The sequence below is a fragment of the Klebsiella sp. OBRC7 genome (assembly GCF_000293135.1).
Taxonomy (GTDB): Bacteria; Pseudomonadota; Gammaproteobacteria; order Enterobacterales; family Enterobacteriaceae; genus Klebsiella; species Klebsiella michiganensis.
On sequence record NZ_ALNJ01000154.1, the window covers coordinates 1 to 13,983 of the forward strand.

Here is a 13,983-nt window from a genome sequence, read left to right on the forward strand (position 1 = left end):
TATGTGAAACAGCATGTTTTACCTTTTCGCTCATTTCTAACGATCATTATGAAAAGACATCAACAGGTGCATTTCATTTTTGAAGAGATAGCGTTATTTATAATGAAAGGGCACTTTAAATATCATCATTTCATCTGGCTGCTTTTTTTCGTGATCAATTCCACAGTTAGCTAATTAAAAGGCTGTTCATTAACAATTTAATCACATTGGCGCTTGACGAAAGATTCATCGCTTTTATATTGACCGTATTAAATAAGAAACAGAGTTTCATATATGAAACAGAGCCCGGAGGAATGCGATGAGCTGGATTGGCGTGTGTGACGCGGAGCAAGTACAGGAAGATTTCCCCTACAGCGGCAGTATCGACGGTAAAGAAATCGGTATCTATCTGATTGATGGCGAATATTACGCGCTGGAAGACGTTTGTCCCCACGCTTATGCGCTGCTGAGCCAGGGCTTTGTTGAAGATGGCAAGGTGGAGTGCCCGCTGCATGAAGCGGTATTCGACGTCAAAACCGGCCAGTGTCTGCACGGCCCCGGCGGCCGCAGCCTGCATCGTTACCCGGTGCGGGTATACGACAAGCAGATCCAGATTTCTTTTATCGAGGAGAACGTGGCATGAGCGAGTCCCTGGACTTTAACCCGGCGTTGCCGGAAAGCCGTCAGTTCACGCCGCCGGCGGAAGGCGGAAACGGTAACATTCACAAGCCCGGCGACTACCCCAATCTGATCTGGCAAACCCGCAGCCGGGTGCCGGAAAGCTGGGAACTACAGCTTATCGCCACCCTGGAAACGCTCTTTGAGCAGGGCGCGGAAACCCTCGGCGAGCTGGTGAGCGGCCTGAACGGCGTCAGAATGTACGACCAGCAGGGCGAACCGTGGAGCGAAAGCAGCTTCCAGGCATTTCTGCAGGTAAACGGATACTGAGGACACAGCGATGACGACAACGGTACAAAACTATCTTGATAAAGGGTTACGCGGCCTGTGGTATCCGGTGCTGGCGAGCTGGGAAGTACAGTCGGCTCCAGTGGGCATTACCCGCCTCGGCGAACAGATCGTGGTCTGGCGCAATAAAGACGGCCAGGTGCAGGCGCTGGAAGACCGCTGCCCGCACCGCGGCGCGCGCCTGTCGATGGGCTGGAACCTGGGCGATCGCATCGCCTGCTGGTATCACGGCGTGGAAGTGGCCGGCAACGGCGAAGTGAAAGACGTCCCGGCGGTTGACCGCTGTCCGCTGGTGGGTCAACAGTGCGTCCGCAGCTACAGCGTTCAGGAAGCGCACGGCGCTATTTTTCTGTGGTTTGGCGTCACCGCCGACCAGCAGCCTGATGAGCTGAACTTTCCGCAAGAGCTGGCCGATAGAGACAAATATAGCAACTTCCTGTGTACCGCGGCGTGGAAATGCAACTACCAGTACGCCCTGGAAAACGTGATGGACCCGATGCACGGCACCTATCTCCACTCCTCCTCGCACTCGATGGCGGAAGGCGATCGCAAAGCCGACATGGTGCTGCAGCCCACGAAAACCGGGTTTATTTTTGAGAAGAAAGGGCAGGTTGGCGTTAACTTCGACTGGGTTGAACTGGGCAACAGCGGGGCCTACTGGATGCGCCTCTCTATTCCGTACAAAAAGCGCTTTGGACCGGGCGGTCACTTCTGGATTGTCGGCATGGTAGTGCCGGAAGATAACGACAACTGCCGCGTCTTCTTCTGGCGCATCCGCGGCGTACAGGGCTGGCAGCGCGATCTGTGGCGTTTTATGTATCGCAACCGCCTGGAAAAATTGCACTGGGAAGTGCTCGAACAGGATCGCGTGGTGCTGGAAAGCCTGGCGCCGAATGCCCGCGATCGTGAATATCTTTATCAGCACGACGTCGGCCTTTCCCGTCTGCGCCGCATGATGCAGAAAGCGGCAAAAGAGCAGCTGGCGGCCCTGGAAGAGCAGCAGGGAGCCGCCTGATGAACGGCCTGCTTAACGGGAAACGTATCGTCGTCACCGGCGCGGCGCGCGGCCTGGGCTACCACTTCGCCGAAGCCTGCGCCGGACAGGGCGCGGCGGTGGTGATGTGCGACATTCTGCGAGGTGAGCTGGCGGAAAGCGCCTATCGTCTGCAGGAAAAGGGCTACCGCATCGAATCCCACGCGATCGATCTCGCCGATAGCGAATCGATCGGCCGGGTATTCAGTGCTATCGGCGAGCGGGGAGCGATCGACGGGTTAGTGAATAATGCGGCAATGGCCACCGGCGTCGGCGGTAAAAACATGCTCGATTACGATCCGGATCTGTGGGATCGGGTGATGACGGTTAACGTTAAAGGTACCTGGCTGGTGACCCGCGCGGCGGTACCGCTGCTGCGCGAAGGGGCGGGGATCGTCAATGTCGCCTCGGATACTGCCCTGTGGGGGGCGCCGCGGCTGATGGCCTACGTTGCCAGTAAAGGCGCGGTGATCGCGATGACCCGCTCAATGGCCCGCGAGCTGGGGGAAAAGCGCATCCGCATAAACGCCATCGCGCCGGGGCTGACCCGCGTTGAGGCGACGGAATACGTGCCTGCGGAGCGCCATCAACTGTATGAAAACGGTCGCGCGCTCAGCGGCGCGCAGCAGCCGGAAGACGTCACCGGCAGCGTGGTCTGGCTGCTCAGCGATCTATCGCGGTTTATCACCGGCCAGCTGATCCCGGTCAACGGCGGTTTTGTTTTTAACTAATAAGTGAGGCGGTATGGCGAACGATCAGGAAGTGAAGTACCTGGTGCCGGGGCTTGAGCGCGGGCTGCAGCTGCTGCTGGCTTTTGGCGAACAGCATCGCGATCTGACCTTCGCCGAGCTGCACCGGCTGGTGGATATGCCGAAAGCGACCGCCTATCGCGTAGTGCAAACGCTGGAGTATATGGGCTTTCTCGAGCGCAACGCGCGCACCAACACCTTTTCGCTGGGGATGAACGTGCTGCGGCTGGGCTTTGAATATATCGCCTCGCTGGATATCGCCCAGGTGGGTCAGCCGGTTATCGAGCAGCTGCGCGATGTCAGCCAGTGCAGCAGTCATCTGGCGATCCGCGATGGCCGGGACATTATCTACATCGCTCGCGTCAGCGCGGCCGGTTCGCGGATCAACCAGGTCAGCGTCGGCACCCGGCTGCCGGTGCACTGCACCTCGCTGGGCCGCATGCTGCTGACCGATGTTTCACGCAGCGAGTTTGAACAGCTGTTCCCGAACGAGCGGCTGCCGGGCAACACGCCGGGCCAACTGCACGATCGCGAAGCGCTGTGGCAGATGGTGCAGCAGGATAAAGCCCGCGGCTATGTGATTGGCGAGTCGTTCTTCCGCCACGGCATCTCGTCGATTGTCTACCCGGTGTATGACCGCAGCGGCCGGGTGGCGGGGGTGGTCAGCATCCTGGTGCCCTCCGATGAGATCCCGCAAAGCGATCGCGAGCGGCTGCAGAACGACGTCAGCCTGGCGGCGGACAAAATTTCCGGTTTCCTGGGGTATTTGTCTCAGGCAAGTTAAATCAAACACTTAACGGCAGGCGCTTGAGTGCGTCGGGCATGTTTTACGCCCAAATTCGGGCGACTGAACGGTAAAGAGGCGACGAAAAATGAGTATTACCGGAATTGAAAAGCTGGAATTTGGCGTAGATGACCTGAACCATAGCGCCAAATTTATGCACGATTTTGGCCTGGCTGGCGACGCCAGCGGCCGCGTGTTTACCACCCTCAGCGGCGCGCGCGTCGAGCTTAACCCGATCGGCAGCCCCGACCTGCCCCCAGCGTTTGAAGCCGGCAATACGCTGCGCCGTATGACCTGGGGCGTAGCGGACCAGGCAGCGCTGGAGGCGCTACGTCCAAAGCTGGAACGTCAGCCCGGCTTCCGCAGGGTTGACGGCGCGCTGGAGTGCCTCGACCCGAACGGCATGACGCTGCGGGTGCAGGTCAGTCAGCAAACGGCGGTAGAGCTTAACGTCGAGCCGATCAACCAGTGGGGCGATGTTCGCCGTATCGACACGCCGAGCCCGGTTTACGACCGCGCGCAGCCGATCAACGTTGGCCACGTGGTGTTCTTTGTTGAAGAACTGGCGGCAGTCGAAAGCTTCTATCGCGAGGTGCTCGGCTTCCAGGTGTCAGACCGCTACATCAACCGCGCGGTATTCCTGCGCTGCGGCGCGCGCGGCGGCCATCACAATCTCTTCCTGCTGCAGTTGCCGAACCGCAAACGTGGTCTGAACCACGTGGCCTTCACCGTACGTGACATCCACGAGGTGATCGGCGGCGGCATTGCGATGAACAAAAACGCCTGGAGTACCTTTATCGGCCCCGGCCGCCACCCGGTCTCTTCGGCCTACTTCTGGTACGTCAACAGCCCCACTGGCGGCGCCTTCGAGTACTACACCAACGATGATTATCTGACGGAAAACTGGCAACCGCGCGAGCTTGAGCACTCGTTGGTCTCCTTTACCGAATGGGCGGTGGAGGGCGGTATCGACCACGATACTCGCCGCCAGCAGAAAAAAGCGGAGGCGGTATGACGGCGCGGATTGTGATTGTCGGCGGCGGCCAGGCGGGCGGCTGGGCGGCGAAAACGCTGCGCGACGAGGGATTCGACGGTGAGATCTGCGTGGTGGCGGAAGAGGAATGGGATTTCTACGAGCGGCCTCCGCTTTCCAAAGCCGCATTGCTGGATACCGATGCGCAGCTACCGCGCTTGTTTTCGCACGAAACGCAGCAGGCGCTGAATCTGACCTGGTATCGTCCGCTGCGTGCAGAGCAGATTGACCGGGTCGCTAAAACGGTGATTTTAAGCAACGGCGAACAAATTAGTTACAACATTCTATTGGTCGCCACCGGCGGGCGAGCGCGTCTGCCGGGCGAGGCTTGGGCGGCGCACCCTCAGGTTTATACTCTGCGTCACTGGCAGGATGCGCAGCGTCTGAAAAGTCGTCTGGCGGAAAGTCAAAAACTGGCCATTGTCGGTGGCGGCTGGATTGGCCTTGAGATTGCCGCCTCGGCGCGGAAAAACGGCGTGGCGGTTACGCTGTTCGAGCAGCAGCCTGCGCTGTGCATGCGTTCGGTGAGCGGCGAGGTGTCGCAACGCTTAGCGGCAATTCATCGCGCGCAGGGTGTGGATATCCGTACCGGCTGCGGCGCGCTGGAGCTGGAAGATAATAACGGCCTGCCGGTCATTCACTGTGACGGTAAGCGCGAAATTTATGATGCGGTGGTGGTGGGGATTGGGGTCGATCTTAATCTCGAACTGGCGCGCGACGCGGGGCTGAGAACCGAGCGCGGGATCGTTGTGGATACCCAGGGGCGAACGTCGGATCCGTTCATCTTTGCTGCCGGGGATGTGGCGCAGCATCATCACTACGGCCTGTGCATCCAGTCCTGGGCCTTCGCCCAGAATCAGGCGGTGGCGACGGCAAAAGCGATGCTCAATCCCGATGCGCCAGGCTACGACGACGCGCCGTGGCTGTGGTCGGATCAATATCAGCACAATATCCAGATCCTCGGTATTCCGCAGCCGGGCAGCAGAACGATAGCGCGTGAACATTCGCTGTACTTCTCGCTGGACGAAAACGGGCGGCTGACGCAGCTGGTGGCGTTCAACGATGCGCGTACCGTCAAGCTGGCGAAGCGCTGGATGGCGGCGGGGCGAGATTTATCCGCTGTACCGCTCGCCGACCCGGCTTTTTCACTGATGTCATTGCGATAGCTAACCCGCACCCTTAAGGGGGAGAAATGACCACATTAGAGACTAACGCCGCGCCTGCTGAGGCGAGCGGCGAGGGCACCCGCACGCCTGAAAAAGCGGTTCGCTGGGCCATTCCGCTGTCGCTGCTGGCCTGCGTACTGCTGGCGTTCTTCGACAAGATCAGCATCGCCGCGCTGTTTTCCGATAGCCACTTCCAGCAGGCGATGGGCATCGATTTCGACACCACGCGTCTGGGCATCCTGATGAGCGCTTTCCTGCTGAGCTACGGATTTTCCTCGGTGCTGTTAAGCGGTCTGGGCGACCGTATCGCGCCGCTGCGTCTGCTTACCGGGATGATGGCGGTGTGGTGCATTTTAATGCTGGTGATGGGCTTCACCCACAACTACACGCTGATGGTGACGCTGCGAATTTTGCTGGGAATCGCCGAGGGGCCGCTGTTCCCGCTGGCGTTCGCTATCGTCCGCCATACCTTTCCGCAGCACCTGCAGGCGCGGGCCACCATGCTCTGGCTGCTTGGGACGCCGGTGGGCGCGGCGATTGGCTTTCCGCTATCGATTTGGCTGCTCAACACCTTCGGCTGGCAGAGCACCTTCTTTGTGATGGCGATGCTGACGGTGCCGGTACTGATTTTTGTGCGCATCGGGCTGCGCGGCGTCAGGCTGGAGGCGAAAGCCAGCGGCGGGCAAACGTCGCAGGAGGCGCGCCGCAGCGCCCGCCGCGAACTGTTTGTCAGCCCGCACTTCTGGATGATTTGCATCTTCAATATCGCCTTTCTCGCCTATTTGTGGGGCATCAACGGCTGGCTGCCTGGCTACCTGATTAAGGGCAAAGGTATCCATCTTGAACACGCCGGCTGGCTGTCGTCGATGCCGTTTATCGCCATGCTGCTCGGCGAAATCATCGGCGCCTGGCTGTCTGACCGCGTCGATAAGCGCGCCGCCGCCTGCTTTATTTCCCTGGCAGGTGCAGGTATTGGCCTGGCGGCGGTGATGCATTTCACCACGCCGCTGCCGGTGATCGCGGCGATGAGCTTTAGCACCTTTATGTGGGGGACCGGCGCGCCGAATATCTTCGCGCTGCTGGCCAAGGCGACCCATCCGCGAGTCAGCGCCACCGCGGGCGGAATTTTCAACGGGCTGGGAAACTTTGCCGGGGCGCTATCGCCGGCGGTGATGGGCGCGCTTATCGCCTTCACCCACAGCATGGATTCCGGGCTGATTTTTCTGGCGGTGATGGCGGCGGTGGGCTGCGTCCTGTTACTGCCGCTGCTAAGACGTTACTGAGGATAAAACGATGACTGATTCAACCGTAACCGCAAAACCGAGTCTGAAACCTGAACATCTGACGATGGAAGAGTGGGTCGAGTCGCGTATCGCGCGCTTTGAAGGCCGTAAATACGACTGGAATGCGCTGAAGTTCCAGGCGGATTTCGACCCGAAGTATCGCCGCGCGCAGATGCGCTATATCGGCACCGGCGCGACCGGCGTCGCCAGCGATAGTAATACCGTTCAGGCGGAACACTTCACCTTCTCCACCATGGTACTGCCGTCCAAATGCGAAGGCCCGCTGCACCTGCACGATGATGTGGAAGAGGTGTTCTTCATGCTCAAAGGGCAGATCACCCTGATGATCCAGGATGGCGACAGCTATACCGAGACCGTCCTGCGCGAACGCGATCTGATTTCCGTTCCGGCCGGAATCTATCGCGGGCTGTTCAACCACGGCGAGGAAGAGGCGCTGATGTGCGTGATGCTCGGTACGCCAAAACCGCATATTCCGACCTACCCGGAAGATCATCCGCTGTCGAAAGTGAAGCGTAGCTAAGGAGCGATGATGACGGGTTTTCGTGAACAAGGAAGCGGTACGCCGCTGACGCTGCTGCACGGCATCAGTTCCGGCGCGGCCTCCTGGCATAAACAGATGGCGCTTCCCGGCTACCGCGTGCTGGCCTGGGATATGCCCGGTTATGGCGAAAGCCCGATGCTTGCGACGGCGCGGGCGGATGCCGGCGACTACGCCGATGCGCTGGCGCGGATGCTCGACCGGGCCGGGGTGCAGAAAACCGTACTGGTCGGCCATTCGCTGGGCGCGTTGGTCGCCGCCGCTTTTGCCGCCAGGTATCCGCAGCGCGTGCGGTATCTGGTGCTGGCCGACGTTGCTCAGGGCTACGGCCAGGCGACAGACGCGCAGCGGGAAAAAGTCTGGCAAGGGCGTCAGCAGCAGATGGCGCTGGGCGGTGAGGCGATGGCCCTGGGACGGGCGGCGAAGCTGCTGCGCGCTGGCGCGCGCGAAGCCGATGTGGCGACGGTTGCGGCAGGCATGCGCAGGCTGCGCAGTGAAGGCTATCTCGCCGCCGCCTGGATGCTGGCGCACGACGACATCCACCGCTGGCTTGCCGATTATCGCGGCCGCTTCGCCGTCTGGTGCGGCGAGCAGGATGCCATCACCCAGCCCGAGCTGGTGCAGGGGGTGGCTCTACGCTACGGCATGCCATACACCGCTATCCCGCAGGCCGGGCACGCCAGCTATCTCGATAACGCGACGTTTTTTAATCAACAGCTTTTACGCATAGGGGAAGAGGTGCGCGATGAATGCACAAATTGAAGGACGCGTCGCGGTGGTCACCGGCGGCTCGTCAGGGATTGGTTTCGAAACGCTGCGCCTGCTGCTGGGCGAAGGGGCGAAAGTCGCCTTTTGCGGCCGCAACCCGGACCGGCTGGCCAGCGCCCACGCGGCGCTGCTAAACGAATATCCCGCTGGGGACGTGTTTTCCTGGCGCTGCGACGTCCTGAATGAACAAGAGGTTCAGGCCTTTGCAAATGCAGTAGAAGCCCATTTTGGCGGCGCCGACATGTTGATAAACAACGCCGGCCAGGGCTATGTCGCCCATTTCGCCGATACGCCGCGCGAGGCCTGGCTGCACGAAGCCGAACTGAAGCTGTTCGGGGTGATTAATCCGGTCAGGGCGTTCCAGCCGCAGCTTGAGCGGTCGGATATCGCCTCAATTACCTGCGTGAACTCGCTGCTGGCGCTGCAGCCGGAAGAGCACATGATCGCCACCTCAGCCGCCCGCGCCGCGCTGCTGAATATGACGCTGACCCTGTCGAAGGATCTGATCGGCAAAGGGATTCGCGTCAATTCCATTCTGCTGGGCATGGTCGAATCCGGACAGTGGCAGCGCCGTTTTGCAAACCGCAGCGATAAGAGCCAGAGCTGGCCAGAGTGGACCGCCGACATCGCTCGCAAGCGCGGGATCCCGATGGCGCGGCTCGGAAAACCGCAGGAGCCGGCGCAGGCGCTGCTGTTTCTCGCTTCTCCGCTGGCTTCGTTTACCACCGGCGCGGCGCTGGATGTGTCCGGCGGCTTTTGCCGTCACCTGTAAGGAAAGATGATGAAAAAGGTGATGTTAATCGGCTACGGCGCGATGGCGCAGGCGGTCATTGAACGGCTGCCGCCGCAGGTGGCGTTAGGCTGGATCGTGGCCCGCGAGCCGCACCATGCGGCGATCCGCCAGCAGTTTGCCGGGGCGGTTGCGCCGTTGAGCGATCCGCTGCAGTGCGACCAGACGCCGGATCTGGTGCTTGAATGCGCCAGCCAGCAGGCGGTGGCGCAGTACGGCGAGGCAGTGCTGGCCCGCGGCTGGCATCTGGCGGTGATCTCCACAGGCGCGCTGGCGGATAGCCAACTGGAACAGCGCCTACGCCAGGCGGGCGGCAGGCTAACGCTGCTGGCGGGCGCGATAGCCGGTATTGATGGCCTGGCGGCGGCGAAAGAGGGCGGACTTGAGCGCGTGACCTATCAGTCGCGTAAAAGCCCGGCCAGCTGGCGCGGCAGCTATGCCGAGCAGCTGATCGATCTTAACGCGGTACATGAAACGCGGATTTTCTTTGAGGGTAGCGCCCGCGAAGCGGCGCGGCTGTTTCCGGCGAACGCCAACGTGGCGGCAACCGTGGCGCTGGGCGGCATTGGTCTTGATGCCACCCGGGTGCAGCTGATGGTGGATCCGACGACGCAACGCAATACCCATACGCTGCACGCCGAAGGGCTATTCGGCGAGTTTCACCTTGAACTGAGCGGCCTGCCGCTCGCCAGCAATCCCAAAACGTCGACCCTGGCGGCACTGAGCGCGGTACGCGCCTGCTGCGAACTGACATAACGCAGAGAGGCTGAGATGGACGAGTTAGACATTTTTATCGGCGGCCAGTGGCGGCGCGGCGGCGGCAACCTGATGCACAGCCGCTTTCCGGCGGATGGATCGCTTAACGCTTCGCTATATGCGGCCGGCCTGGACGATCTGCAGGAGGCGATCGACTGCGCCGATCGCGCATGGCGGGAGCCGACGTGGCGGGCCACGCTGCCGCATCAGCGGGCAAAGATCCTGCATAAGGTCGCCGATCTGATTGAAGCGCAGAGCGACGAGTTAACCCGCAAGCAGAGCCGCGACAACGGTAAACCGCTGGCGGAAGCGCGGGGTCTGGTGATGAGCGCGGCGGGCACCGCGCGCTATTTTGCCGCCGCCTGCGAACTGCTGGAGGGCGAGCTGCCGACACCGCGCCAGGCGGATCTGCTGACCCTGAGCCGCTATGAACCGTTGGGCGTGGTGGCGGCGATTACGCCGTGGAACTCGCCTATCGCCAGCGAAATGCAAAAAGTTGCGCCGGCCATCGCCGCGGGGAACGCAGTGATCCTCAAGCCGGCGGAAGCGACGCCGCTGATGGCGCTGGAGCTGGCGCGCATCTTTGAGCAGGCCGGGCTGCCCGCCGGGCTGCTGAGCGTGCTGCCGGGCAAAGGTTCGGTGATTGGCGATGCGCTGGCTCGTCATCCTAAGGTGCGCAAAATTTCCTTTACCGGCGGCACCGCTACCGGACGGCATCTGGCGCACGTGGCGGCGGAAAAACTGATCCCGGCGTCGCTGGAGCTGGGCGGCAAATCGCCGACCATCGTGCTGGAGGATGCCGATATTGAACAGGCGGCGCGGGGTATCTGCTACGGCATATTCAGCTCAGGCGGCCAGGCCTGCATCGCCGGATCGCGTCTGTTCATTCATGAAAAAGTCTATCCGCAATTAATGGCCCGGCTGCTGGAATTAACCCGCGGGCTCCGGGTGGGCCATCCGTTTAGCGCCGACACCCACGTCGGACCGCTGATTAACGATAAGCATCGCCAGAGCGTGCTGGCGTATGTCGAACTGGCGAAGCGCGAAGGCGGTAGCGTGCTGTGCGGGGGCGAGATCCCGGCGGATCCGGCGCTGGCGGCGGGCAGCTACTTCCAGCCGACGATCGTCGAGGGACTAAACAACCAGGCTCGCGTCTGTCAGGAAGAGATCTTCGGGCCGGTGCTGGTGGCGCTGCGCTTTAGCGATGAAGCGGCGCTGATCCGCGAGGCCAATGACTCCGTCTTCGGGCTGGCGGCGGGGATCTGGACGCGCGATGCCGGCCGCGCTCTGCGTCTGAGCGAACAGCTGGAGGCCGGTACGGTATGGATCAACACCTATAAGGTTTTCTCTATTTCCACCCCGTTTGGGGGCTTTAAAGAGAGCGGCCTGGGCCGCGAAAAAGGCATCCAGGGTCTGAAAGCCTGGATGCAGCAGAAGAGTATTTATCTGGCGACGGGTAATAGCGTCAACCACTGGTGCGATTGAGAGAAGGGTGAGCAATGAGCGAAATGATAACCGTCGGCGACGCCATCGCCAGAACGCTGGAGCAGTATCATGTTGAAGCCATGTATGGCGTCATCTCTATTCACAATCTGCCGATCGCCGATGCCGTCGGCCAGCGGGAAAAAATCCGCTTCGTCCCGGCGCGCGGGGAGGCGGGATCGGTGACCATGGCTGACGCCCACGGGCGTTTTTCCGGGCTCGGCGTGGCGTTGACCAGCACCGGGGCCGGGGCGGGCAACGCCGTCGGCGCGCTGGTTGAAGCGATGAACGCCGGCACGCCGCTGCTGCATCTCACCGGCCAGGTTGAAAAAGCCTGGCTGGATGCCGATACCGGGTTTATTCACGAAACTCGCGATCAGCTGACCTTCCTGAAGGCCAGCTCAAAGCGCGCTTATCGCATCAGTAGCGCCAATCAGGCGGTTGCTCTCCTGCATAAAGCGATTCAGGAGGCGCAGACGCCGCCGTGTGGCCCGGTCTCGGTTGAAATTCCGATTGATATTCAGAGCGCCAAAATCCCGCTTTCGCTGCTGACCGCGCCGTTGAAACGCGCTCCGGCTGTGGCGCCGGAGTCGTCGCTGGTTGATACGCTGTGGGCGCAGCTTAAGCAGGCGAAGCGGCCGCTGCTGTGGCTCGGCGGCGGCGCCTTAGAGAGCAGCGAGGCGGTGAAGGCGCTGGCGGATGCCGGGATGACGGTGATTTCCAGTACCCACGGCCGCGGTATTCTGCCGGATGGCCACCGCGCCAGCCTGCGCGCATTTCACAATTCGCCGTCGGTTGAAGCGTTGATTTCACACTGTGATTTCACACTTGTCGCCGGTTCACGGTTACGCAGCAACGAGACGCGTTCGTGGACGCTGGAGCTGCCCACGCCGCGGGTACAGATTGATATCGACCCGGCGGCGGCCAGCCGTAACTACCTGATGGACAATACGCTGGTGGCGGACTGCCGCGCGTTATTAGGCGCGCTGGCGGAACGAGCTCAGGGGCGCATATGGGGCGACGCGCGCTGGGATAGCCAGATAAAAGAAGCGGTGGCGATCGCGGAGCAGGGGCTGCGCGAGCAGTGCGGCGATTACGCCAGATTAAGCGACGCTATCGCGCAGGCGCTGCCGGAGAGCGGCATCCTGGTCCGCGATATTACCGTATCCGGTAGCCTGTGGGGTAGCCGCCTGTTTCGCGCCAACGGTCCGCTGATGAATATTCACTCGCTGGCCGGGGCTATCGGTATGGGGCTGCCGATGGCTATTGGTACCGCTATTGCCAATCCGCGGCGTAAGGTGGTGGGGCTGGTCGGCGACGGCGGCCTGAGCCTGAACCTCGGTGAACTGGCGACGCTGGCTCAGGAAAAGGCTAACGTGACGCTGCTGATTATGAACGATGGCGGCTACGGCGTGATGCGCGGTATCCAGGATAAGTATTTTGGCGGCCGCCAGTATTATAACGAGCTGCATACGCCAGACTTTACGCTGCTGGCACAGGCCATCGGTCTGCAGGCGTGGAGCGTCGATCGGGCGGAGGATTTTCAGGCGGTGATGACCGAAGCGCTGGCAATGCCGGGGCCGTCGGTGGTGGAAGTGAAAATGGGCGAGATAGGCGCGCTTCGCTTTGCCGGCCCGCCGCAGAAGACGCTGTACTAATCGGACGGCGAGCCCGCAGGACGCCTCCGGGGAAAACGCCCGGCTTGAGGGCCCAACCCCTCTCCTTACCGGGAGAGGGGGACTCCGCAAGGCGTTCCTCTTTACTATAAATAGTGAGAGTCCGCCGGGGGTTACTTAATCCCGTCGGCCTTCATGCGATCGCGGATATGCTGAGCGCGTTCTTCCGATGCCGGGTGGTCATCAAACATGGAGCTTTGGCGTCCGGCTTCCAGCTTCGCCAGTTTCTCGAAGCTGGTGGCAAGTCCTGCCGGATTAATGCCGCGCTTGCGCAGCAGATCGTACGAGTAGTCGTCCGCTTCCGATTCCTGACGCTGGGAGAACTGCGAGTTCACCAGCTTCTCGCCCAGATCGCCCAGCTGCGACTGCGACAGGCTGCCGACGATGCCGCCCGCGGAGGCCGCCGCCGCGCGTACCGCGTTGGTGCCCAGCGCTACCTGCATCCCTTTCTTCACGTGGCCCAGCGCGACGTGACCCATTTCGTGGCCGATAACCGCTTCGACTTCATTATCATTCATCAAATCCATCAGTCCGCTGTAAACGCGGATGCAGCCGTTAGCCATGGCGAAGGCGTTAACGTCTTTAGTTTGATACACCTTGTAGTTCACCGGCTGGCCGTTGATGTTGTCCCCCAGCGCGGCGGCGATTTTACTCAGGCGTTTGCTGTATTCACTGCTGGCAGGCGCGATAGTCGCTTTCGCATCCATCTCCTGACAGGCTTTGTCGCTTAAAGTTTTCACCTGCTCGTCGCTGAGCGAATAAGCCTGGAAAGCCTCCGCGCCGGAGCTAAGCAGGCCGTTGGAATCCATGTTCTGGCATCCGGTAAGCGTGGCTGCGATCCCAAGGGCAAGAAGAGCTGAGCGAATTTTCATTTTTTTATCTTCCACAATCTTATGGTTATTTATCCGAAAAAACGGCAATGGCTGCCTGCCGTATCCTGTGCAAATTATAAATACTAT

General features: G+C 61.0%; 15 protein-coding genes. 14 read left to right on the top strand and 1 reads right to left on the bottom strand.

What is annotated here, in order from left to right; genetic code table 11:
• Positions 1-298: 298 nt before the first annotated feature.
• The 14 genes from HMPREF1144_RS29845 (at position 299) to HMPREF1144_RS29910 (ending at position 13,006) form a co-directional block, all read left to right on the top strand.
• A complete protein-coding gene (locus HMPREF1144_RS29845; RefSeq protein WP_004854142.1) occupies positions 299-622 on the top strand; it encodes a Rieske (2Fe-2S) protein in 324 nt (107 codons plus the stop codon).
• Positions 619-927, top strand: coding sequence for a recombinase-like helix-turn-helix domain-containing protein (locus tag HMPREF1144_RS29850; protein WP_004854141.1), 309 nt, complete (start codon positions 619-621; stop codon positions 925-927). Before HMPREF1144_RS29845 ends, HMPREF1144_RS29850 begins: the two co-directional genes overlap by 4 nt.
• Before the next feature lie 10 nt (positions 928-937).
• Positions 938-1,960, top strand: a complete 1,023-nt coding sequence (locus HMPREF1144_RS29855; RefSeq protein WP_009654962.1) for an aromatic ring-hydroxylating oxygenase subunit alpha — start codon at positions 938-940, stop codon at positions 1,958-1,960.
• On the top strand, positions 1,960-2,709 hold the full coding sequence (locus tag HMPREF1144_RS29860) for an SDR family oxidoreductase (RefSeq protein WP_009654943.1): 750 nt from the start codon (positions 1,960-1,962) through the stop codon (positions 2,707-2,709). The genes HMPREF1144_RS29855 and HMPREF1144_RS29860 overlap by 1 nt, the downstream gene beginning before the upstream one ends.
• 13 nt (positions 2,710-2,722) lie before the next feature.
• Positions 2,723-3,511: an IclR family transcriptional regulator gene (locus HMPREF1144_RS29865; protein WP_004854138.1), complete on the top strand. Its 789-nt coding sequence runs from the start codon at positions 2,723-2,725 to the stop codon at positions 3,509-3,511.
• 88 nt (positions 3,512-3,599) lie between these two features.
• Complete coding sequence (locus tag HMPREF1144_RS29870; RefSeq protein ID WP_004854137.1) at positions 3,600-4,526, top strand: VOC family protein; 927 nt, start codon at positions 3,600-3,602, stop codon at positions 4,524-4,526.
• Entirely contained in the window at positions 4,523-5,710 is a 1,188-nt protein-coding gene (locus HMPREF1144_RS29875; protein WP_009654967.1) for an NAD(P)/FAD-dependent oxidoreductase, read from the top strand. The genes HMPREF1144_RS29870 and HMPREF1144_RS29875 overlap by 4 nt, the downstream gene beginning before the upstream one ends.
• A gap of 26 nt (positions 5,711-5,736) precedes the next feature.
• Positions 5,737-6,993: an MFS transporter gene (locus HMPREF1144_RS29880; protein WP_009654964.1), complete on the top strand. Its 1,257-nt coding sequence runs from the start codon at positions 5,737-5,739 to the stop codon at positions 6,991-6,993.
• Positions 6,994-7,003: 10 nt separating this feature from the next.
• Positions 7,004-7,534 carry a cupin domain-containing protein gene (locus tag HMPREF1144_RS29885; RefSeq protein ID WP_004125089.1) on the top strand — a complete coding sequence of 177 codons (531 nt, stop codon included), beginning with the start codon at positions 7,004-7,006 and terminating at the stop codon, positions 7,532-7,534.
• A 9-nt stretch (positions 7,535-7,543) separates the two neighbouring features.
• Positions 7,544-8,314, top strand: a complete 771-nt coding sequence (locus HMPREF1144_RS29890) for an alpha/beta fold hydrolase (protein ID WP_009654957.1) — start codon at positions 7,544-7,546, stop codon at positions 8,312-8,314.
• Entirely contained in the window at positions 8,298-9,092 is a 795-nt protein-coding gene (locus HMPREF1144_RS29895) for an SDR family oxidoreductase (protein ID WP_004125082.1), read from the top strand. Before HMPREF1144_RS29890 ends, HMPREF1144_RS29895 begins: the two co-directional genes overlap by 17 nt.
• 9 nt (positions 9,093-9,101) lie before the next feature.
• Positions 9,102-9,866, top strand: coding sequence for an aspartate dehydrogenase (locus HMPREF1144_RS29900; protein ID WP_009654972.1), 765 nt, complete (start codon positions 9,102-9,104; stop codon positions 9,864-9,866).
• 15 nt (positions 9,867-9,881) lie between these two features.
• A complete protein-coding gene (locus HMPREF1144_RS29905; protein WP_004854132.1) occupies positions 9,882-11,351 on the top strand; it encodes an aldehyde dehydrogenase in 1,470 nt (489 codons plus the stop codon).
• 14 nt (positions 11,352-11,365) lie between these two features.
• A complete protein-coding gene (locus HMPREF1144_RS29910; RefSeq protein ID WP_009654960.1) occupies positions 11,366-13,006 on the top strand; it encodes a thiamine pyrophosphate-binding protein in 1,641 nt (546 codons plus the stop codon).
• Between the two features lie 131 nt (positions 13,007-13,137).
• On the opposite strand, the gene HMPREF1144_RS29915 is transcribed toward HMPREF1144_RS29910, so the two are convergent.
• The gene (locus HMPREF1144_RS29915) at positions 13,138-13,896 is read right to left on the bottom strand and encodes a M48 family metallopeptidase (RefSeq protein WP_004854130.1); all 759 of its coding nucleotides are present in this window, start codon (positions 13,894-13,896) and stop codon (positions 13,138-13,140) included.
• Positions 13,897-13,983: the final 87 nt, after the last annotated feature.

Excerpts from the sequence above, each read along its gene's own strand:
- HMPREF1144_RS29890 (WP_009654957.1), top strand. The coding sequence starts at position 7,544 with ATGACGGGTTTTCGTGAACAAGGAAGCGGTACGCCGCTGACGCTGCTG.
- HMPREF1144_RS29895 (WP_004125082.1), top strand. The coding sequence starts at position 8,298 with ATGAATGCACAAATTGAAGGACGCGTCGCGGTGGTCACCGGCGGCTCG.
- HMPREF1144_RS29880 (WP_009654964.1), top strand. The coding sequence starts at position 5,737 with ATGACCACATTAGAGACTAACGCCGCGCCTGCTGAGGCGAGCGGCGAG.
- HMPREF1144_RS29915 (WP_004854130.1), bottom strand. The coding sequence starts at position 13,896 with ATGAAAATTCGCTCAGCTCTTCTTGCCCTTGGGATCGCAGCCACGCTT.
- HMPREF1144_RS29870 (WP_004854137.1), top strand. The coding sequence starts at position 3,600 with ATGAGTATTACCGGAATTGAAAAGCTGGAATTTGGCGTAGATGACCTG.
- HMPREF1144_RS29845 (WP_004854142.1), top strand. The coding sequence starts at position 299 with ATGAGCTGGATTGGCGTGTGTGACGCGGAGCAAGTACAGGAAGATTTC.
- HMPREF1144_RS29900 (WP_009654972.1), top strand. The coding sequence starts at position 9,102 with ATGAAAAAGGTGATGTTAATCGGCTACGGCGCGATGGCGCAGGCGGTC.
- HMPREF1144_RS29910 (WP_009654960.1), top strand. The coding sequence starts at position 11,366 with ATGAGCGAAATGATAACCGTCGGCGACGCCATCGCCAGAACGCTGGAG.
- HMPREF1144_RS29865 (WP_004854138.1), top strand. The coding sequence starts at position 2,723 with ATGGCGAACGATCAGGAAGTGAAGTACCTGGTGCCGGGGCTTGAGCGC.
- HMPREF1144_RS29855 (WP_009654962.1), top strand. The coding sequence starts at position 938 with ATGACGACAACGGTACAAAACTATCTTGATAAAGGGTTACGCGGCCTG.
- HMPREF1144_RS29860 (WP_009654943.1), top strand. The coding sequence starts at position 1,960 with ATGAACGGCCTGCTTAACGGGAAACGTATCGTCGTCACCGGCGCGGCG.
- HMPREF1144_RS29850 (WP_004854141.1), top strand. The coding sequence starts at position 619 with ATGAGCGAGTCCCTGGACTTTAACCCGGCGTTGCCGGAAAGCCGTCAG.
- HMPREF1144_RS29885 (WP_004125089.1), top strand. The coding sequence starts at position 7,004 with ATGACTGATTCAACCGTAACCGCAAAACCGAGTCTGAAACCTGAACAT.
- HMPREF1144_RS29875 (WP_009654967.1), top strand. The coding sequence starts at position 4,523 with ATGACGGCGCGGATTGTGATTGTCGGCGGCGGCCAGGCGGGCGGCTGG.
- HMPREF1144_RS29905 (WP_004854132.1), top strand. The coding sequence starts at position 9,882 with ATGGACGAGTTAGACATTTTTATCGGCGGCCAGTGGCGGCGCGGCGGC.